This window comes from Pseudomonas fulva (assembly GCF_023517795.1).
In the GTDB taxonomy this organism is placed as follows: domain Bacteria; phylum Pseudomonadota; class Gammaproteobacteria; order Pseudomonadales; family Pseudomonadaceae; genus Aquipseudomonas; species Aquipseudomonas fulva_D.
On record NZ_CP082928.1, the window covers coordinates 505,632 to 523,309 of the forward strand.

The 17,678-nt window shown below is 64.8% G+C and carries 20 protein-coding genes; 14 read left to right on the forward strand and 6 right to left on the reverse strand.

All coding sequences use genetic code 11. The features are described from left to right. The first annotated feature begins 122 nt into the window (after positions 1-122). The 3 genes from K8U54_RS02185 to K8U54_RS02195 all read left to right on the forward strand — a co-directional run bounded on the left by K8U54_RS02185 (position 123) and on the right by K8U54_RS02195 (position 2,556). Positions 123-1,265, forward strand: a complete 1,143-nt coding sequence (locus tag K8U54_RS02185; protein WP_249908675.1) for a zinc-binding metallopeptidase family protein — start codon at positions 123-125, stop codon at positions 1,263-1,265. 43 nt (positions 1,266-1,308) lie between these two features. Beyond that, entirely contained in the window at positions 1,309-1,725 is a 417-nt protein-coding gene (locus K8U54_RS02190; protein ID WP_249908676.1) for a GFA family protein, read from the forward strand. A gap of 96 nt (positions 1,726-1,821) precedes the next feature. Continuing rightward, positions 1,822-2,556: a sulfite exporter TauE/SafE family protein gene (locus tag K8U54_RS02195; protein ID WP_249908677.1), complete on the forward strand. Its 735-nt coding sequence runs from the start codon at positions 1,822-1,824 to the stop codon at positions 2,554-2,556. A gap of 236 nt (positions 2,557-2,792) precedes the next feature. Here the strand turns inward: K8U54_RS02195 and dgt are convergent, their stop codons facing one another. Continuing rightward, positions 2,793-4,259, reverse strand: a complete 1,467-nt coding sequence (gene dgt / locus K8U54_RS02200) for a dGTPase (protein ID WP_249908678.1) — start codon at positions 4,257-4,259, stop codon at positions 2,793-2,795. Between the two features lie 113 nt (positions 4,260-4,372). Here dgt and K8U54_RS02205 point away from each other — a divergent pair, with 113 nt between their 5' ends. Beyond that, positions 4,373-4,561 (forward strand): hypothetical protein, encoded by a 189-nt coding sequence (locus K8U54_RS02205; RefSeq protein ID WP_249908679.1) that lies wholly within the window; start codon positions 4,373-4,375, stop codon positions 4,559-4,561. A gap of 7 nt (positions 4,562-4,568) precedes the next feature. On the opposite strand, the gene K8U54_RS02210 is transcribed toward K8U54_RS02205, so the two are convergent. Beyond that, positions 4,569-4,814, reverse strand: coding sequence for a DUF2789 domain-containing protein (locus tag K8U54_RS02210; RefSeq protein ID WP_070886817.1), 246 nt, complete (start codon positions 4,812-4,814; stop codon positions 4,569-4,571). Positions 4,815-4,940: 126 nt separating this feature from the next. On the opposite strand from K8U54_RS02210, the gene K8U54_RS02215 reads away from it, so the two are divergent. From K8U54_RS02215 to K8U54_RS02255, 9 genes are all read left to right on the forward strand, one after another. Then, entirely contained in the window at positions 4,941-6,215 is a 1,275-nt protein-coding gene (locus K8U54_RS02215) for a serine hydrolase (protein WP_434059978.1), read from the forward strand. A 74-nt stretch (positions 6,216-6,289) separates the two neighbouring features. Then, entirely contained in the window at positions 6,290-6,799 is a 510-nt protein-coding gene (locus tag K8U54_RS02220; protein ID WP_249908681.1) for a hypothetical protein, read from the forward strand. Positions 6,800-7,025: 226 nt separating this feature from the next. Further along, positions 7,026-7,727 carry a YebC/PmpR family DNA-binding transcriptional regulator gene (locus K8U54_RS02225; protein WP_249908682.1) on the forward strand — a complete coding sequence of 234 codons (702 nt, stop codon included), beginning with the start codon at positions 7,026-7,028 and terminating at the stop codon, positions 7,725-7,727. A gap of 126 nt (positions 7,728-7,853) precedes the next feature. Continuing rightward, complete coding sequence (locus K8U54_RS02230) at positions 7,854-8,441, forward strand: hypothetical protein (RefSeq protein ID WP_249908683.1); 588 nt, start codon at positions 7,854-7,856, stop codon at positions 8,439-8,441. Positions 8,442-8,443: 2 nt separating this feature from the next. Continuing rightward, positions 8,444-8,848: an NUDIX hydrolase gene (locus K8U54_RS02235; protein WP_249908684.1), complete on the forward strand. Its 405-nt coding sequence runs from the start codon at positions 8,444-8,446 to the stop codon at positions 8,846-8,848. A gap of 382 nt (positions 8,849-9,230) precedes the next feature. After that, positions 9,231-9,485: a hypothetical protein gene (locus K8U54_RS02240; protein ID WP_249908685.1), complete on the forward strand. Its 255-nt coding sequence runs from the start codon at positions 9,231-9,233 to the stop codon at positions 9,483-9,485. Positions 9,486-9,636: 151 nt separating this feature from the next. After that, the gene (locus K8U54_RS02245) at positions 9,637-9,969 is read left to right on the forward strand and encodes a DUF2025 family protein (protein ID WP_249908686.1); all 333 of its coding nucleotides are present in this window, start codon (positions 9,637-9,639) and stop codon (positions 9,967-9,969) included. Between the two features lie 61 nt (positions 9,970-10,030). Continuing rightward, a complete protein-coding gene (locus tag K8U54_RS02250; RefSeq protein ID WP_249908687.1) occupies positions 10,031-10,429 on the forward strand; it encodes a GNAT family N-acetyltransferase in 399 nt (132 codons plus the stop codon). 154 nt (positions 10,430-10,583) lie between these two features. Continuing rightward, positions 10,584-11,615, forward strand: a complete 1,032-nt coding sequence (locus tag K8U54_RS02255) for a GGDEF domain-containing protein (protein WP_249908688.1) — start codon at positions 10,584-10,586, stop codon at positions 11,613-11,615. 1,036 nt (positions 11,616-12,651) lie between these two features. Here K8U54_RS02255 and K8U54_RS02260 read toward each other — a convergent pair. The 4 genes from K8U54_RS02260 to K8U54_RS02275 form a co-directional block, all read right to left on the reverse strand. After that, positions 12,652-14,307, reverse strand: a complete 1,656-nt coding sequence (locus tag K8U54_RS02260; RefSeq protein ID WP_249908689.1) for a cation acetate symporter — start codon at positions 14,305-14,307, stop codon at positions 12,652-12,654. After that, positions 14,304-14,615, reverse strand: a complete 312-nt coding sequence (locus K8U54_RS02265; protein ID WP_249908690.1) for a DUF485 domain-containing protein — start codon at positions 14,613-14,615, stop codon at positions 14,304-14,306. The genes K8U54_RS02260 and K8U54_RS02265 overlap by 4 nt, the downstream gene beginning before the upstream one ends. Positions 14,616-14,732: 117 nt before the next feature. Continuing rightward, positions 14,733-15,077, reverse strand: coding sequence for a hypothetical protein (locus K8U54_RS02270; RefSeq protein WP_249908691.1), 345 nt, complete (start codon positions 15,075-15,077; stop codon positions 14,733-14,735). Positions 15,078-15,145: 68 nt separating this feature from the next. Continuing rightward, positions 15,146-15,718, reverse strand: a complete 573-nt coding sequence (locus K8U54_RS02275) for a flavin reductase family protein (RefSeq protein ID WP_249908692.1) — start codon at positions 15,716-15,718, stop codon at positions 15,146-15,148. 194 nt (positions 15,719-15,912) lie between these two features. Here K8U54_RS02275 and K8U54_RS02280 point away from each other — a divergent pair, with 194 nt between their 5' ends. Further along, positions 15,913-17,622, forward strand: coding sequence for an amidase (locus tag K8U54_RS02280; RefSeq protein ID WP_249908693.1), 1,710 nt, complete (start codon positions 15,913-15,915; stop codon positions 17,620-17,622). Positions 17,623-17,678: the final 56 nt, after the last annotated feature.

Here is a 17,678-nt window from a genome sequence, read left to right on the forward strand (position 1 = left end):
GTCCTGGTGCCAGGCGTTCCCCGCGCCCCACCCCAGCCCTGCCTACCTGTCGAAAAGCCCGGAACCGCCGCCCCTGCACACCACTCTATCGCTGCGGTAGTCAGCGTGGGCGAGGCCATCACATGAACCGGTTCTTCCAGGCCCTTGGCCTGCGCATTGGCGACTCGGCCAAGCAAACCCGCATGCCCAGCCAGAAAGCCCTGGGCAAATGCACCTGCGGTCAGCCCATCTTCTTTCGCAACAGCCAGTGCCTGGCCTGCCACTCGCCCCTGGGCTACGAGCCCGAACGTGGCCAGGTGGTGACCCTGGTTGCCGACGAGGATGCACGGAGCTGGCGAATCGAAGGCGACCTGCGGCGCTACCGGCGCTGCGCCAACCTGCACACCGCCGCCGGCTGCAACTGGCTGCTGCCCCACGCCAGCGAAGCGACGCTGTGCATCGCCTGCCAGCTCAACCGGACCATTCCCGATCTGTCGATAGCCGGCAATGAACAGCGCTGGGCGCGCCTGGAAATGGCCAAACGCCGGCTGGTCGCGCAGCTGCTGAACCTTGGTCTACCGCTGCTCAGCAAGTACGAGGACAGCGAGCGCGGCCTGGCCTTCGACTTCCTCGGCCCGGATCTCAGCGGCCAGCCACCGATGACCGGGCATGCCAGCGGCCTGATCACCCTGAACATCGCCGAAGCCGACGACGACGTGCGCGAGCAGACGCGCATCCAGCTGCACGAACCCTATCGCACCCTGCTCGGCCACTTTCGCCACGAGGTCGGCCACTACTACTGGGACCGGCTGATCGCCGGCAGCCCCTGGCTGGGCGATTACCGCCGGCTGTTCGGTGACGAGCGCGCCGACTACGGCGCGGCGCTGCAACGCCACTACGAGCGAGGCGCGCCGGTCGACTGGCAGACATCCTTCGTCAGCGCCTACGCCACCATGCACCCCTGGGAAGACTGGGCCGAAACCTGGGCCCACTACCTGCACATGATGGACACCCTGGACACCGCCCTGAGCTTCGGCATGCGTGCCGGCGACGTGGAACTGGAGTTCCGGCCCTTCACCAAGGCTGCGCTGTACCACCCGGACGATCCCCAGGCCGAAGAGTTCCTGCAGTTCATCAATGCCTGGATCGAGCTTGCCGCTATGCTCAACGAGCTGGCACGCAGCATGGGCCACAAGGATGTCTACCCTTTCGTGCTGTCGGCTGCGGTGGTCGGCAAGCTGCAATTCATCCATCGGGTCGTCGAGGCGGCCTCCCCCGTCACTTGAGGCCGGCAGGTCAGCTCGCCGGCCGAGCTGAAGGAGTTCTTCCATGACTCAACTCGACCGACACGGCAGTTGCCTGTGTGGCGCCGTCAACCTGACCTTGCGCATCACCAGCCCGAGCCTCAGTGCCTGCCACTGCGCCACCTGCCGCAAATGGGGTGGTGGCCCGCTGCTGGTGGCCGAAGGTGAATTGACCCGGCTCAGCGGCGAGCAACAGGTACGCGTCCACGACTCGTCGCAATGGGCCGAGCGCGGCTTTTGCGGCCAGTGCGGCAGCCACCTGTTCTATCGCCTGAAAAGCACCGGCCACCACGCGGTGCCGGTCGGCCTGCTCGACGAGCATGACGACTGGCAGCTGGACAGCCAGATCTTTATCGAGTCCAGACCGGCCTACTACTGCTTCGCCAACCAGACCCGGGAGCTGACCGGCGAACAGGTGTTCGCCGAGTTCGGCCAGGGCTGATTCACGCCGCGTCCAGGGACGGCCCGGCCAGCGCTGGCTTGCGAGGCAGCGGCACCAGCCTCTACCCTGCGCACTCGCTGAATGAGCGCTGTTGCAATGACCCTCGCCGACCTGCTGTTGTTCGCCATTCCTGCCGTCTTTCTCACCGGCCTGTCCAAGGGCGGCTTCGGCGGCGCACTGGGTGGCATCGCCGTGCCGCTGCTGGCCCTGGCCACCTCGCCGATGCAGGCGGTGGCGGTGATGCTGCCGATCCTCTGCCTGGCCGATGTGGTCGGGCTCAAGGCCTACTGGGGCAAGTGGGACGTGGCCAACCTCAAGGTCATGCTGCCCGGCGCGGTGATCGGCATCGTCATCGGTTCGCTGACCTTCGGGCTGCTCAACGAGAACCTGATTGGTCTGTTGATCGGCCTGATCGCCATTTCCTTCGTGCTGCTGGGGCTGCTCCAGGGCAACCCGGCGCCTCGCCCACTGCAACCCCGGCGCGGCCTGGCGCTCTGCTCGGTGGCAGGCTTCACCAGTTTCGTGGCCCACGCTGGCGGGCCGCCAGTGATGATGCACCTGCTGCCCCAGCAGCTGGACAAGCTGCGCTACGTGGCCACCATCAACCTGTTCTTCCTGCTGACCAACGCCATGAAGCTGATTCCCTACACCTGGCTCGGCCAGTTCAGCCGGGAGAATCTGCTGCTCAGCCTGATGCTCGCGCCCATCGTCCCCCTCGGCGTATGGACCGGCCTGTGGCTGCAGTCACGGATCAACCACACCTGGTTCTACCGCATCGCCCGGCTGGGCATGCTGCTGGCCGGACTGCAGTTGATCTGGAAGAACATCTAAGAACCTGCTGACGATCTTTATGTGCCTCAAGCGGCTAGTACAAGACAGAAGCAGCCGCTCGCCACGTAGGGTGGATGACGCTCTTTTCATCCACCGTTGCGATCACGAAGCGGTGGACGGGTCGGGCCGCGTAGGTGAAGCGTCGTCCACCCTACAAATGGCCGCTCCCGCCACCTAGCCGCCAGAATCAACGAACCTGGACCGAATGGTCATGAACAGGCTGCAGCAAATCGCGCCTACAGCGCGAACAGGGTGCGATACTCGTCATGGGCATGCTGATCGGTCATGCCGCTGATGAAATCCTGCACCAGCCGGCAACGGTGGTAGAACTCCCAGGCCGCGCGATCCGTTTCGCCACATTCGCGCACGGCCTGGCGGTAGGCCTTGATCAGTTGGCCCGGCAGGCGGCGCACCAGCATCTGCAGATAAGCCTCGCGCCGGCAGCTGCCTTCGGTCAGCTCGACGAAGGTCTGGGCATCCACCCGTAGCAGCGCGCCGTAGCTGTCCAGCAGGCCCTGGATGATGCGGTGCCCCTGCAACTGCAGGGTTTCCACCTCGCGGTGGCAGAACACCCGGGCCATGGCCACGTCCTTGAAGGTCTGTACGATGGCGTGGGGCAGGCTGTCATCCTCGATCAAGGCGCGATCCAGGGTGCCGGCATGCACCGCGTCGATATTGTCGATGAACTGCCGCGCCGCGTGCTGCACCAGCGGGTGGATCATGCTGACGCGCAACTTGACAAAGAATTCGCCGGCCTTGTTGATCTCTTCCTGGTGATAGCGCTCGAGGGCTTGCTCGACCAGACCGCGGAATGACTGTTTGGAGCCGGGAATCGGCGTGTCCGGGGATTGCAGCTTCTCGAAGGTGGACACCAGCAGCGGCGCCAGCTCGGTCACGGAGAGGATGCCCTTTTCCACCGAATCCTCGATGTCGGCCAGGCAGTAGGAGATGTCGTCGGCGGCCTCCATGATGTACGCCACCGGGTGGCGGGTGCCCGGCGCCTGGCCGAGCGCCTGCTGCAGTTCGGCGACGAAATGCTCTTCGCAGAGATAGAAGCCGGGCTTCTTGTTCAGGTAGGCACCGGCCACGCCCTTGCCGGGCTTGGGCTGGTAGGCCGGGCGCAGGTATTTGAGCAGGCCGGCGGTCTGGGTATAGGTCAGCCGCAGGCGCTGCAGGTTCACCACCAGCCGCACCGCCTGGGCGTTGCCTTCGAAGTTGCGCAGATCGGCGCGCATGCGCGCCTGCAGCTCGGCGTTGACCGAATGCTGTGGCACGGCGACGGCGAACAACCCGTCCAGGGCCCGCTCGAACCATTCACCAATGGCGAATTCGCCGAAGTGCCCGAACGGCGGATTGCCGATGTCGTGCATCAGGCAGGTCATTTCCACCAGGCTTTCCAGCGCGCCCTGCAAGCCGTCCAGACCGTAATCCTCAGCCTGCTCGCCCAGCTGGGCATACAGGGTGCGGACGATGAAGCGTCCGGTCTGCTGCACTTCCATGGAATGGGTCAAACGGCTGCGCACCGCCGCGTTGCGCTCGAGGGGAAACACCTGGGTACGCTGCTGCAGGCGACGGATGGCCGCGGAGTTGATGATCCGCCCCCGGTCGCTTTCGAAGGCGTACAGCAGATCGACATCGCCGCCGGCCTGATCACCGGGCCGCAACGCGCAGATTCGTCGTTTGAAATTCACCGCTGCTGGCATCCTCGGGCTCCGGTCAGGCACACAAGTCGCGAGCCTAACGCGCAGCGCCCGGTTTACCAAGCACCTGGCGCCAGGGACAATGGGCGCTTCGCGCCAATCGACATGAGGCAACCATGAGTCGCGCCGACTTCCACCAGCAACGCGCCGCCCAGACCACCGCTGAGGCTCAGCGTCTGCTGGAGCGCCGGGCCAGCCTTGGCGGCGGCTGGCTGACCTGGGTCGCCAGGGAGCTCTACCAGCTTTCGCCGCCAGAATATGCGGCCATGGTCAGGCGCGAATTGCAACGCCTGACGTCGTCCTGATGGTGGCTCAGGCGGGCTTGTTCTCATGCAGGCGCACGTTGAGCTCGTCGACCACTGGCGCCCATTCGGCGTCCTCCAGCAGTTCGTCCTTGAGAAAGGTGGCCTGGGCCTGGTTCCAGAATGGCGCTTCGGAAACCTTCACGTCATCGGGCAGCGGGTAGTGCTTGGCGATGAAGGCATCGATGCTGGCGGGATCGGACGGCAGGCCCAGTTGCTCGAACAGGGTACCGAGGTCTTTGTTGGGCAGTTCCATGGGGGTCTCCATCAGGTTGATTCTATGTGCTGTGTAGAGCCGCCCCCGCAAACGACAGTTCAACCTCTCGGCTGTGATGCAATGCGCTGCAAGAGCCCGTTATCGGCTATGGTTGAGCCATCGACCATGCTCCGGGAACGCCTCGTGACCACTTTCCGACCTTGCAGCACCGCCCTTCTCCCAGCCGTCATCGCCCTGCTGCTCGGCGCCTGCGCACACGTACCCGAGCCACCCACCGGCCAGGCGCAGCGCATCGGCCGCGCCCAGGATCTCTACGAGCTGCCGCCGGCCTACCAGGCGGGCACCTACCGCAACATGGACGCGCTGTTCTACACCCGCACCGTGCACCGCGGCCCGCAGGCTCTGCCGTTGCCGAGGGGCAGCGAAGTGCCGGTGCAATACACGGCAGGCGGCCAGCGCCTGGGCGTCGATGCCTTCATGCAGCGCAATCAGGTCAGCGGGCTGCTGATTCTCAAGGATGGCAAGGTGGCGCTGGAGCGCTACGCCATGGGCAACGACGCCAGCACCCGCTGGACGTCCTTCAGCGTGGTCAAGTCGATCTCCTCGACCCTGGTCGGCGCTGCGGTGCAGCAGGGCAAGATCGCCAGCGTGAACGACCCGATCACCCGCTATCTGCCGCAACTCAAGGGCGGCGCCTACGACGGCGTCAGCGTCGAGCAGGTGCTGCAGATGAGCTCCGGCGTGGCCTGGGACGAAACCTACCGCGACCCGCAATCGGACCGGCGCCGCATGTTCGAACTGCAATTGGCTAACGACCCCGGCGCGTTGCTCAAGCAGATGTCCGCGCTGAAAAAGGCGCAGGCGCCCGGCACCACCTTCAACTACAGCACGGGTGAATCACACCTGCAGAGCGAACTGGTTCAGGCGGCGACCGGCATGACCGCCAGCGATTATCTGTCCGAGCGCATCTGGGCGCGCCTGGGCATGGAGCGTGATGCCTTCTGGCAGCTCGACAGCCGTGCCGGCCAGGAAATCGGCAGCAGCGGCCTGTCGGCGACGCTGCGTGATTACGGCCGCTTCGGCCAGTTCATCCTCGATGATGGGGTGATCGATGGCGAACGCATCCTGCCGGCCGGCTGGCTGCAACGCGCCACCCGCGCGCCAGCAGGCTCGCACCTGGAGCCCGGCAAGCTGTACGACGGCGAATACGCCCTGGGCTATGGCTACCAGTGGTGGCTGTTCCCCACCGGGGCCGCGGCGCTGCCCAACCACGACGGCGGTGCCTTCGAGGCTCAGGGCATCTTCGGCCAGTTCCTGTACATCAACCCCAGGGAGAAGGTCGTTGCGGTGGTATGGAGCACCTGGCCGAAGCCGGAGATGGATGAGCGGGAAATGGAAACCTACGCCTTTATCGGGGCGGCGGTCGAAGCGCTGCGTTGAACGGGAAAGTACCGGCACGCCGAACCTGAAGGCGGCGCGCGGGTCGATACATCAGATTTGCCTGGGGAACTCCTATGATTGACTGCCGACATGGCGTTGGCTGCCTGCTGCTGAGCCTGATGCTCGCAGGCTGCGCCTCACCGACCACCTGCGACGAGCCGCTGAGCGGCGACAGCTGCCGCGATCGCCAGCTGCTCTATCAGAACGACATGCTGCAGGCCAAGATGCTGGTGATGTCCGGCGACATGGAAAGCCATGAGCTGGCCAATGCCCTGCTGCGCCGCGCCGCGAGCGACGACGAACGCGGCGAGGTGGAGTTCTACCAGGCGATCCTGATGATCCGCGAGGGCCCGCAGCCCGAGGAGGTGCTGGCCAAGCTGGAAGCCGCTGCCGACCAGCAGCAGCCCTATGCCGTGGCGCTGCTCTATCGCATCTGGTCGCAGCCTTACCTGGTCGATGAAGCCGACCCGATCCGCGCCGAAAAGTACCGCGCCGACTATGCCGAGCTGGATGTCGCCAAGAGCGGCTACCCCTCCTTCGAGAAGGCCCTGGAACTGGTCGACCAACTGGTGCAGATGCCCTGAGCGGCTCGGGCAAGGTCGTGGCGATTGCGCCGCGGCCGGCCCTTGCCAACCGGTCGTAGGCACACGGCGGTGCGCGGTCAGCCACCAGGCAGCGGCAAAATACGATTTGTCGGATGCCAGCAGCGCGCCGAGGCATTAAAATCTGCCACCCTAATTCGTCGCACAGCCCGTTCCGGTCACTTCGAGGCTGCGCCACGCCATCATCCGCACAGCCGAGAGAACAGACATGGGCGCCCAGTGGAAAGCCAAACCTAAAGAAGCCGCCGCCAACGCCAGGGGCAAGATTTTCGGTCGCCTGGTCAAGGAGATCATGGTCGCCGCGCGCAATGGCGCCGATCCGGACATGAACCCCAAGCTGCGCCTGGCCATCCACCAGGCCAAGAAAGCCTCGATGCCCAAGGACACCCTCGACCGCGCCATCAAGAAAGGCGCGGGCCTGAGCGGCGAGACGGTGAACTTCGAGCGCACCACCTACGAGGGTTTCGCGCCCCACCAGGTGCCGCTGATCGTCGAGTGCCTGACCGACAACGTCAACCGCACCGTGGCCGAGATCCGCGTGCTGTTCCGCAAGGGTCAGCTGGGCGGCAGCGGCTCGGTGGCCTGGGATTTCGACCACGTCGGGCTGATCGAAGCCTCCAGCGACAGCGGCGCCGACCCTGAACTGGCCGCCATCGAAGCCGGCGCCCAGGATTTCGACGAGGCCGACGAAGGCAATACGCTGTTCATCACCGAGCCGACCGACCTCGACCTGGTCAGCCGCGCCCTGCCCGAGCAAGGCTTCACCGTCAACTCGGCCAACCTGGGTTACCGCCCGAAGAACCCGGTTACCAGCCTGACGCCTGAGCAGCGCGAAGAGGTCGAAGCCTTCCTGGAGGCCATCGACAACCACGACGACGTGCAGAACGTCTACGTGGGCCTCGCCGGCTAAAACTAGCAGCAAGGGGCAAATTGCGGCAATCCATCACGGTATTGCTGCCATAACCCGGTATACTGTCCGGCTTCCTTCTGCGCCGACCACGGGCGCAGCGGGATACAGCCTTACAGGAGCTTCATCGTGCACAAATCCCTCTTTCTCGCCGCCTGCCTTATGCTCGGAGCTTGCAGCAGCGTCCCACACTCGTCGCCGGCACCACTTGCGGCCGACCAGGACAGCATCGTACGCAGCAACCTGGAGGCGATCCATAACGCCCAGGTCGTGCCGCTGCCGCTGGATCCAGGCAGCAAAGCGCCTCACGGCCTGGCAAGCGACGCCAGCATGCAGTTCGGCAGCTCGCTGTCCAACTACCGCGTCTATTCCCTGAAACTCAAGCAGGGCGAGCGCTATCGCCTCAACGTCAACTCGCTGTGCGACCACACCTGCATGGGCATCAACAAGTTCGCCCTGAAGCCCCGCGCGGTGCTGATGGACGCCTACGGCACGGTGATTCCCAACAAACCGACCCGCCCGGCCACGGTGATCGGCATGACCAGCATGGGCTGGGATGGCGAAGCGCCGGAAGATGGCACCTACTACCTGCTGGTGGCTGCCGACAGGGAAGACATCGGCCGCACCATCGTCATCGACGACGTGTGGATCAACAACTCGCCGCTGATGGCGGTGAAGGTCGGCCTGCTGGAAACCCCGCCCCGCCACCTGCGCTGAACATGCCGTCGCGCACCCTGAACATCGCCGCCGCCTGCCTGCTCGACGACGCCGGCCGGCTGCTGCTGGTACGCAAACGCGGTACCCGGATGTTCATGCTGCCCGGCGGCAAACGCGAAGCCGGTGAAAGCGCCCTGCAGGCCCTGGCCCGCGAGCTCGCTGAAGAACTCCACCTGCAGCTACCCGAGGCGGCGTTCACGCCGCTGGGCCATTTCAATGAAATGGCCGCCAACGAAGCCGATACCCGCGTGGCAGCCGATATCTTTCGCGCCGCCCTCCGCCATCCGGTTGCCCCGGCAGCCGAACTCGAGGCGTTGCGCTGGCTGGCGCCCCAGGATCCGCGCGGCGACGACCTGGCGCCGCTGCTGCGCCTGCATGTACTGCCGGTGATCTGGCCGCACGCCTGAGCGCACCTCTGCCTCTCGGGCGCCGATAGCCACTATCGAAGTGAATGATTTCTGCGCCGACGAGCCAGCCAATAGCCTAGGGTCTGTTGCCGTTTCACGCACGGCCGCGCCGGAGCCCGTTTTGCCGCGAGGCAAGGCACGAGCCGCGAAGTTTAGCTAGCTAAATGAGCCGGCGAGAAACGCAGCATCGCGGCAAAACGGGCCCGGCCCTTCGGGTTGCGCGAGAAATCTCGCCATGCGTTGTTGGAGGACTTGAAAAGGGAACGCCATTCCCTGCGTCCTCCGCCTAGCCTGGCGAGATTTCTCGCGGCAACGCGGCTCGCGTTGAAACGGCAACAGACCCTAGACACCATCTCAACGGCTTCGCTTACAGGTGCCCGCCATGCAACGTCCACTGCTCGTTCTGCTCACCCTCCTCACCCTCTCGCTAGCCGGCTGCGCCACCCCGCAGTCGGCCGCCGAACGCCCCTACACCGACGCCGAGATCAAGCAGTTCGCCCTGGAGATGCTCAGCCGCAGCGGCCTGCAATACGAGGATTACGAGAAGATCCGCAGCGCTCTGCAGGCACCCAGCTACCGCGTATCCAACTCGATCCGCGATGTCGGCCCGCAACCCCGCGTGCTGCCGGAAGGCTGATCGACCGCGCAGAGACGGCCTGGGCGACAGCTGCGGCAACGCGTACAGCATGGCGCAGCGGCCCGCTGCCGGTTCGTTGATCCACGGCAACGCCCTTCTGCACGCAGCGCTTAGCCTGAGCCGATCCATTGCGCTATCACGAGGGCTCACCATGGCTATCACTTCCGCCGGCATCTGCGCCGCTGCCGATCAGTTGCAAGGCTTCGTCGGCTTCAACGTCAAGACCGGCCAGCATATCGTGCGTTTCAGCGAAGACTCCTTCGGCCTGGACGTCGCCGAACAGAGCATCACCCCGACCAGCGAGTTCGTCTGGCAAGCCGCGGACGACGCCGAGCTGATGACCCTCAAGCGCGAGCGTCTGCGCCTGCTGGTCGAGCTGCGCATCGACGAGCGCCTGGCCATCAGCGAACCGCTGCGCGTCTACCTGCGTCGTGACGACCTGCCGGAGATCAGCGCCGTGCGCCTGTTGCAACGCAGCACCTGAGCCTGGCAGCCAGGGCAGCTGGAACGTAGACTGGCGCCCCGTCCATCACTACCTCACGTCAATGCCCGAGTTTCGCTGCCTGCCCGACCACCTGCGCCCCCTGGCCGACAAGTTCTACCGCAGCCAGCAATCGGCCATGCGCACCCGGGCGGCCCACCAGGTGTGGGTGGCCAAACGCACGCAGATCATCGCCGCGCTGTGCCTGCAGCCGATGGCTCACGGCCAGTGGCTGACCAGCCTGCTGGTCGACGCCGAGCAGCGCCGGCAAGGCGTGGCCAGCGCCCTGATCAGCCACGCCCTGCACGCGATCGACACACCGGTGTGGCTGTTCTGCCATCCCGATCTCGAACCCTTCTACGGCCGCCTGGGCTTCGCGCCCTGCCCATCGCCGCCCGCCCCCCTGGCCGAACGCCTGCAGCGTTACAAAAAGAAAAAGATATTGAACGTAATGGCACGTTGATATTTCATAAGAGCTGACGTGACGCTGGCAATCGAGCCACCTCGCTTCGCGATAGCCGCTACTGCCCACCGTGGCCGATACCCACGGATTCCAGCGCTACCGGGAAACGAGCACTGCTGCCAGGCGAACGCGCGACCAATGAGAACAACAGGCCATGGGCAGACCGTTCAATCGTGCTCTTGCGCGGCTGCGCAGGGACTTTCAGCTCTCCATCATTACCCTGATGGGGTTCTTCGGGGTACTCGGTATCTCGCCTTACGCCATCTATCGCCTGTCGCAAGGCAACTACGCGGTCGGTATCGCCGACACCATCATCGTGCTGTCGACCCTCTTCGCCATGGGCTACGCCTGGCGAACCGGCGACACGCGCAAGCCGGGGCTCTGCCTGATGGTCGTCGCCTCCCTGTGCGCCACGCTGATCGTCATCAAGCTGGGCATCAACGGCCTGTTCTGGATCTATCCGCTGATCCTTCTCAACTTCTTCATGGTGCCGCCGCTGCTGGCATTGCTGGCGACCGTCGCGGTGCTGGTCGCGCTGGTGGTCTACTCGAGGTTGATACCGGGTACGGTATTCGAAAACGATTACCAGATGCTGTCGTTCATCGTCACCGCGATGCTCTCCAGTACCCTCAGTTTCATCTTCGCCCAGCGCGCGAGCTACCAGCGCAAGCAACTGCAGTCCTGGGCCACCCGCGACGCGCTGACCGGCGCCCGCAATCGCCGGGTGATGGATCAGGAGTTGAAGATCGCCGTGGCGAACAAGCGCCGGCACGACATCAGCAGCGCCGTACTGGTCATAGACATGGATCACTTCAAGCAGGTCAACGATCGCTTCGGTCATGCGGTGGGCGATCAGGTGCTGGTGAATTTCGTCGAGCTGACCAATCGCTGCTTCCGCCACGAAGACCGGCTGTTCCGCTTTGGCGGTGAAGAGTTCCTGTTGCTGCTGTGCAATACCAACGAAAAGGGCCTGCGCACGGCCGCTCTGCAGTTGCAGGCGCAGATCGCCCAGCATCTGACCAGCCCGGGCGGACCGGTGACGGTGTCCATGGGCGGCGCCGTGCTGTACGCCAACGAGCGCTGGCAGGACTGGCTGCAGCGCGCCGATCACCAGCTTTATGAAGCCAAGCGCGCCGGACGCAACCGCATCCATATCGACACCTACCAGGTGGCCGCACTGGCCTAGCGAAGGCGGCAGCGGACTCTTCACTCCGCGCCGGCCGCTGGCTCGGCGAGCCTGTCTGGCCGAGCCTGTCCGGCCGAACCTGTCCGGCCAGACCAGCAGCCCGCCCCGAGGCCAAACGCTGGCACGTTCAGCCAGGTAGCCTGGCAAAAACGAACGCCCTCGTGCCTGCCCTTGAAGCAGCCTCTCGAGTGACGACGTAAAAACGCTCTTCGCATAGCTTGAGGAAAGTGCGGGTTAACACCGGACTGGCGAGTTTGTGTGAGCTGTCGATAATTCGGCACCTTCCATTAGCGCGCTGCCTGGCCGGATGGGTTTCGCCCCTTACGGGCGACTCACTTTCTTTGCTTGTGCAAAGAAAGTGAGCAAAGAAACACACCCCTACATACGGCCCCGGCTGCGCCGGGGTTCCCTCGCTCCATCACTGTTCCAGGGGCACGACCGGATGCGGCCCACTGACGAAAGGCCATCCCTGGCCCATCGCAGCTCTCGCGGCATCCATGCCGCTCAACCCCTTACACAGCGATTCCACTCGGCCTCCTGAAGGGGACTTGGGCGTCGTCTGTGAGATCGCAACTCGAGAGCAAAAGCAAAAACAGACGCTGCCTAACTTGAGTCCGTGGAAATCTTGCAAGCTCGCGCTCCGGTCCCGTCAGGAGGCCGAGTGGAGGTGTCGCGTAGGGGGATGAGCCGCATGGATGCGGCGAAATACCGATGGCGGCCCCGCTTAATGGGCCAGGGATGGCCCATGTAAGCCGGCCCCCGGAGCGGCGCCGGAGCGAGGGGAGTTTCGCGCAGCGAAACCCGGATGTCGGGGTGCCCTTCTTTGGCACACCTTTCTTGGGCAAGCAAGAAAGGTGTGGCGCCCGTAAGGGGCGCAACACAAAGGGTCAGTAGACGCAGTAATGGATAGTGCCAAGCCAGTAAGTGATACGCACACAAACTTGCCAGTCCGGTACCAAGCCTATCCTCCCCGCGAAATGCGAATAACAAAAAAGGGGCGACCCGCAGGCCGCCCCTTAGCTTACCCGTCGAGCGATCAGTGGGCCGAGGCGCCGCTGGCTCCCAGGCCGGTGTGCGAACGCACGAACTGCGGCAGGAACAGCGCACGTTCCTCTGCAGCCGCTTCGGACTTGTCGGTGATCGAGAAGAACCAGATACCGACGAACGCCACGATGATCGAGAACAGCGCCGGATACTCGTACGGGAAGATCGCCTGCGCGTGGCCGAGCACGGTGACCCAGATGGTCGGGCCGAGCACCATCAGCACCACCGCGGTGATCAGGCCCAGCCAGCCGCCGATCATGGCGCCCCGGGTGGTCAGGTTTTTCCAGTACATGGAAAGGAACAGCACCGGGAAGTTACAGCTCGCCGCGATGGAGAACGCCAAGCCCACCATGAACGCGATGTTCTGTTTCTCGAAGAGAATACCCAGGCCGATGGCCAGCACCCCCAGGCACACGGTGGTGATCTTCGAAACGCGCAGCTCGTCCTTTTCGTTGACGTTGCCCTTCTTGAACACGCTGGCGTACAGGTCGTGGGAAACCGCCGATGCGCCCGCCAGGGTCAGGCCGGCAACCACCGCGAGGATGGTGGCGAAGGCCACGGCCGAGATGAAGCCCAGGAAAATGCTGCCGCCCACGGCATTGGCCAGGTGCACCGCCGCCATGTTGTTGCCGCCGAGCAGCGCGCCGGTGGCGTCCTTGAAGACCGGGTTGGTGCTGACCAGCAGGATCGCGCCGAAGCCGATGATAAAGGTCAGGATGTAGAAGTAGCCGATGAAACCGGTGGCGTAGAACACCGACTTGCGGGCTTCCTTGGCATCGCTCACGGTGAAGAAGCGCATCAGGATGTGCGGCAGGCCGGCAGTACCGAACATCAGTGCCAGGCCCAGGGAGATCGCGGAAATCGGGTCCTTGACCAGGCCGCCCGGGCTCATGATCGCTTCGCCGTTGGCGTGGACCTTGATGGCTTCGGAGAACAGCGTGGCGAAGTTGAAGCCGACGTGCTTCATCACCATCAGCGCCATGAACGACGCACCGGAAAGCAGCAGCACCGCCTTGATGATCTGCACCCAGGTGGTGGCCAGCATGCCGCCGAACAGCACGTACATCACCATCAGGATGCCGACCAGTACGACCGCCACGTGGTACTGCAGGCCGAACAGCAATTCGATCAGCTTGCCGGCACCGACCATCTGCGCGATCAGGTAGAAGGCCACCACCACCAGCGAGCCGCTGGCCGACAGGGTGCGGATTTCCTTCTGCTTGAGGCGGTAGGACGCCACGTCGGCAAAGGTGTATTTACCCAGGTTGCGCAGGCGCTCGGCGATCAGGAAGAGGATCACCGGCCAGCCGACCAGAAAGCCGATCGAGTAGATCAGGCCGTCGTAGCCCGAGGTGAACACCAGGGCGGAAATACCCAGGAAGGAGGCGGCCGACATGTAGTCGCCAGCGATCGCCAGGCCGTTCTGGAAGCCGGTGATGCCGCCCCCTGCGGTGTAGAAGTCCGACGTTGATTTGCTGCGCTTCGAGGCCCAGTAGGTGATGCACAGGGTGCCACCGACGAAGGCCAGGAACATCAGGATGGCAGGGGTGTTGACCGCCTGACGTTGCACGTCACCGGTCAGCGCGTCGGCCCACAGGGCCGGTGCCATGGCCATCAGGGCCAGGGCGCCAAGGATACGGCCGATCATTTGCCCACCTCGTCCAGGATGGCCTGGTTCAGGTTGTCGAACTCGCCATTGGCGCGACGAACATAGATACCGGTGAGCACGAAGGCCGACAGGATCACGCCGACACCGATGGGAATGCCCCAGGTGATCGGCGAGTCGGCACTGATGCGGGTACCGAGCAGGCCAGGCACGAAAGCGATGAGCAGAATGAAGCCGACATAGATGCCGAGCATGATGGCGGAGAGTATCCAGGCGAATCGCTCGCGCTTGGCTACAAGCTCCTTGAAGCGCGGATTTTGCTCGATCCGCTGGTAGATGCTGTCGTTCATTTTATTGTTATCCTCCACAGCAGGATGCTGGTACGGATAACTGTATGTCAGCAGTCGACTTGCGACAGACGACCTTAGTCGAAGCCCTCTGTTTTTTAGACCAAAGTCTAATGCGACTTAGCGCCGCTGCTCGTACCGCTGGGTGCCCTGCCCCGGGTAACGCTGTACCTCATAACCGTTGGGATATTCGATGCTCTGGCGGATACCGCCGCGGGTTTCGAAGGTGGAGCTGCGCTGGCCGCTTTCGTAGCGGCTGGAGTCGATGCCCTGGGGAATCCGCTGGCCACCGTAGAGGTGGTAGCGCTCCTGCCGTTCATAGGTGTCGACGCTGCCGCTCGCTCCGGGGCTGACATAGGCCTTGGGAATCACGCGGATGGTCTGCGGCGCACGCTCGTCGGCGAACGTGGCGGAGGCGCCGGCCATGATGGTCAGCGCCAGGGCAAGACTGATCGATGCTTTCATGGCGAACTCCGTGCGAGGCGCCAATGCGCCCTCGATGCATGTCTATCTGGGACAACGCCAGACGCGGATCATTTGCGGGTCAGCGCCTCGCCGATGGCATAAAAGTGACCGCCGGCGACATGGTGAAGGCTGCGCCAGGCCGGATCGGCGTCCTCGAAATGCCAGCGCCCGTCGCGAAACACCCGGTCGTCGGCCCAGGCTGCGGTGACCTCGCCGATAAACAGGTCGTACGCCTGCTGGTTGTGCGGCTCGTCGATCAGCCGGCAGGCCAGCCATGCCGAACAGCCGGCCACGAACGGCAGATCCATGTCCCCGAGCGAAAACAGTTCGACGCCGCTGGCGGCCAGCTTGCCCGGTTCCTCGTTGAGACTGCGCGAGCCGACCTGATAGGTCAGCTCCAGCTGCGCGGCAGTGGGCACCTGGATGACGAACTGCCCGCTGCGCTCGACCAGCACGCGGGTGGCGGTGATCTTGTCGAGCACCACGGTCAGCTTGGGCGGATCGAAATCCAGGGCGCAGGCCCAGGCGGCGGCCATCACCCCGTCGACGCCATCATGACGGGCGGATACCAGTACCGTCGGGCCATGGCTGAGCAGTCGGTAGGCCTTGTCCAGGCTCACGGGCTTGATCGGATCGTGCATATTGGCATCTCACTGAAATCCAGGTGCCACTGTACAACATTGGGCCTGTGCAAAAAATTGAACGCCTGGGGCTGCCTCTTATGCACCGGTGGCACTAGAATCGACCCTCGACCGGCTCCGCATGAGCCGCCATTCCACCGGGCAAGAGGCACGCCAAGAACGTCGCCGGCCCGTGAGCCATCAGGGGTGACAGCATGTTCGAGGTAACCGAAGTCTCCATCGCCGAGCTGCGCGCCGCGCTCGAGGCCGGCCGCACTACCGCGGTCGAACTGGTCGAGGCCTACCTCGCGCGGATCGATGCCTACGATGGCGCCGAGACGGCCACCCGGCTCAACGCCGTGGTGGTGCATAACCCCGATGCCCTGAAAGAGGCCGAGGCTTCGGACGCCCGTCGCGCCCGTGGCGAAACCCTGAGCCCGCTGGACGGAATTCCCTACACCGCCAAGGACAGCTACCTGGTCAAGGGCCTGACCGCTGCTTCGGGCAGCCCGGCCTTCAAGGATCTGCTCGCCCAGCGCGACGCCTTCACCATCGAGCGCCTGCGCGCCGCCGGTGCCATCTGCCTGGGCAAGACCAATATGCCGCCGATGGCCAATGGCGGCATGCAGCGCGGCGTCTATGGCCGTGCCGAAAGCCCCTACAACGCCGATTACCTCACCGCGCCGTTCGCCTCCGGCTCCTCCAATGGCGCCGGCACCGCGACCGCCGCGAGCTTCTGCGCCTTTGGCCTGGCCGAGGAAACCTGGTCGAGCGGCCGTGGTCCGGCCTCCAATAACGGCCTGTGCGCCTACACGCCGTCGCGCGGGGTGATTTCGGTGCGCGGCAACTGGCCACTGACCCCGACCATGGACGTGGTCGTGCCCTTCGCCCGCACCATGGCGGACCTGCTGGAGATCCTCGACGCAGTCGTCGCCGACGATCCCGACACCCGTGGCGATCTGTGGCGCCTGCAGCCCTGGGTGCCGATCCCCAAGGCCAGCGAGGTACGCCCGGCGTCCTACCTGGAATTGGCCGCTAGGCCCGAAGCCCTGAAAGGCAAGCGCCTGGGCGTGCCGCGCATGTACATCAACAGGGACGAACTGGCCGGCACCAGCGAAAAGCCCGGCATCGGCGGCCCGACCGGGCAGCGCATCCATACCCGCGCCTCGGTGATCGCCCTGTGGGAGCAGGCGCGCGCTGCCCTGGAAAACGCCGGCGCCACGGTAGTCGAGGTGGATTTCCCGCTGGTGTCCAACTGCGAGGGCGACCGCCCCGGCGCGCCGACGGTGTTCAACCGCGGCCTGGTGTCCCGCGAGTTCCTGCATGACGAGCTGTGGGAACTGTCGGGCTGGGCCTTCGATGATTTCCTGCGCGCCAACGGCGACCCCAAGCTCAACCGCCTGGCCGACGTCGACGGCCCGCAGATCTTCCCCCACGACCCCGGCACCCTGCCCAACCGTGAAGACGACCTGGCCGCCGGCATGGACGAGTACGTGCGCATGGCCGAGCGCGGCCTCAAGGCCTGGGACGAAATCGCCAGCGTGCCGGACGGCCTGCGCGGCCTGGAGAAGACCCGCCAGCTCGACCTCGAACACTGGATGGACGAACTCGGGCTCGACGCCGTGCTGTTCCCCACCGTCGCCGACGTGGGCCCGGCCGACGCCGACGTCAACCCGCAATCCGCCGATATCGCCTGGAGCAACGGCGTCTGGGTCGCCAACGGCAACCTTGCCATTCGCCACCTCGGTGTGCCGACGGTTACCGTGCCCATGGGCGTGATGGCCGATATCGGCATGCCGGTCGGCCTGACCTTCGCCGGCCGTGCCTATGACGATAACGCGCTGCTGCACCTGGCCTCGGCCTTCGAAGCCACCGGCAACAAGCGGCAGATCCCGCCGCGCACGCCGCCCTTGAAGACCCGTTGACGGCACCACGGGATCGGCAGGCCAAGACCGCCGATCCCGATTTTCCCTCGGCAGCC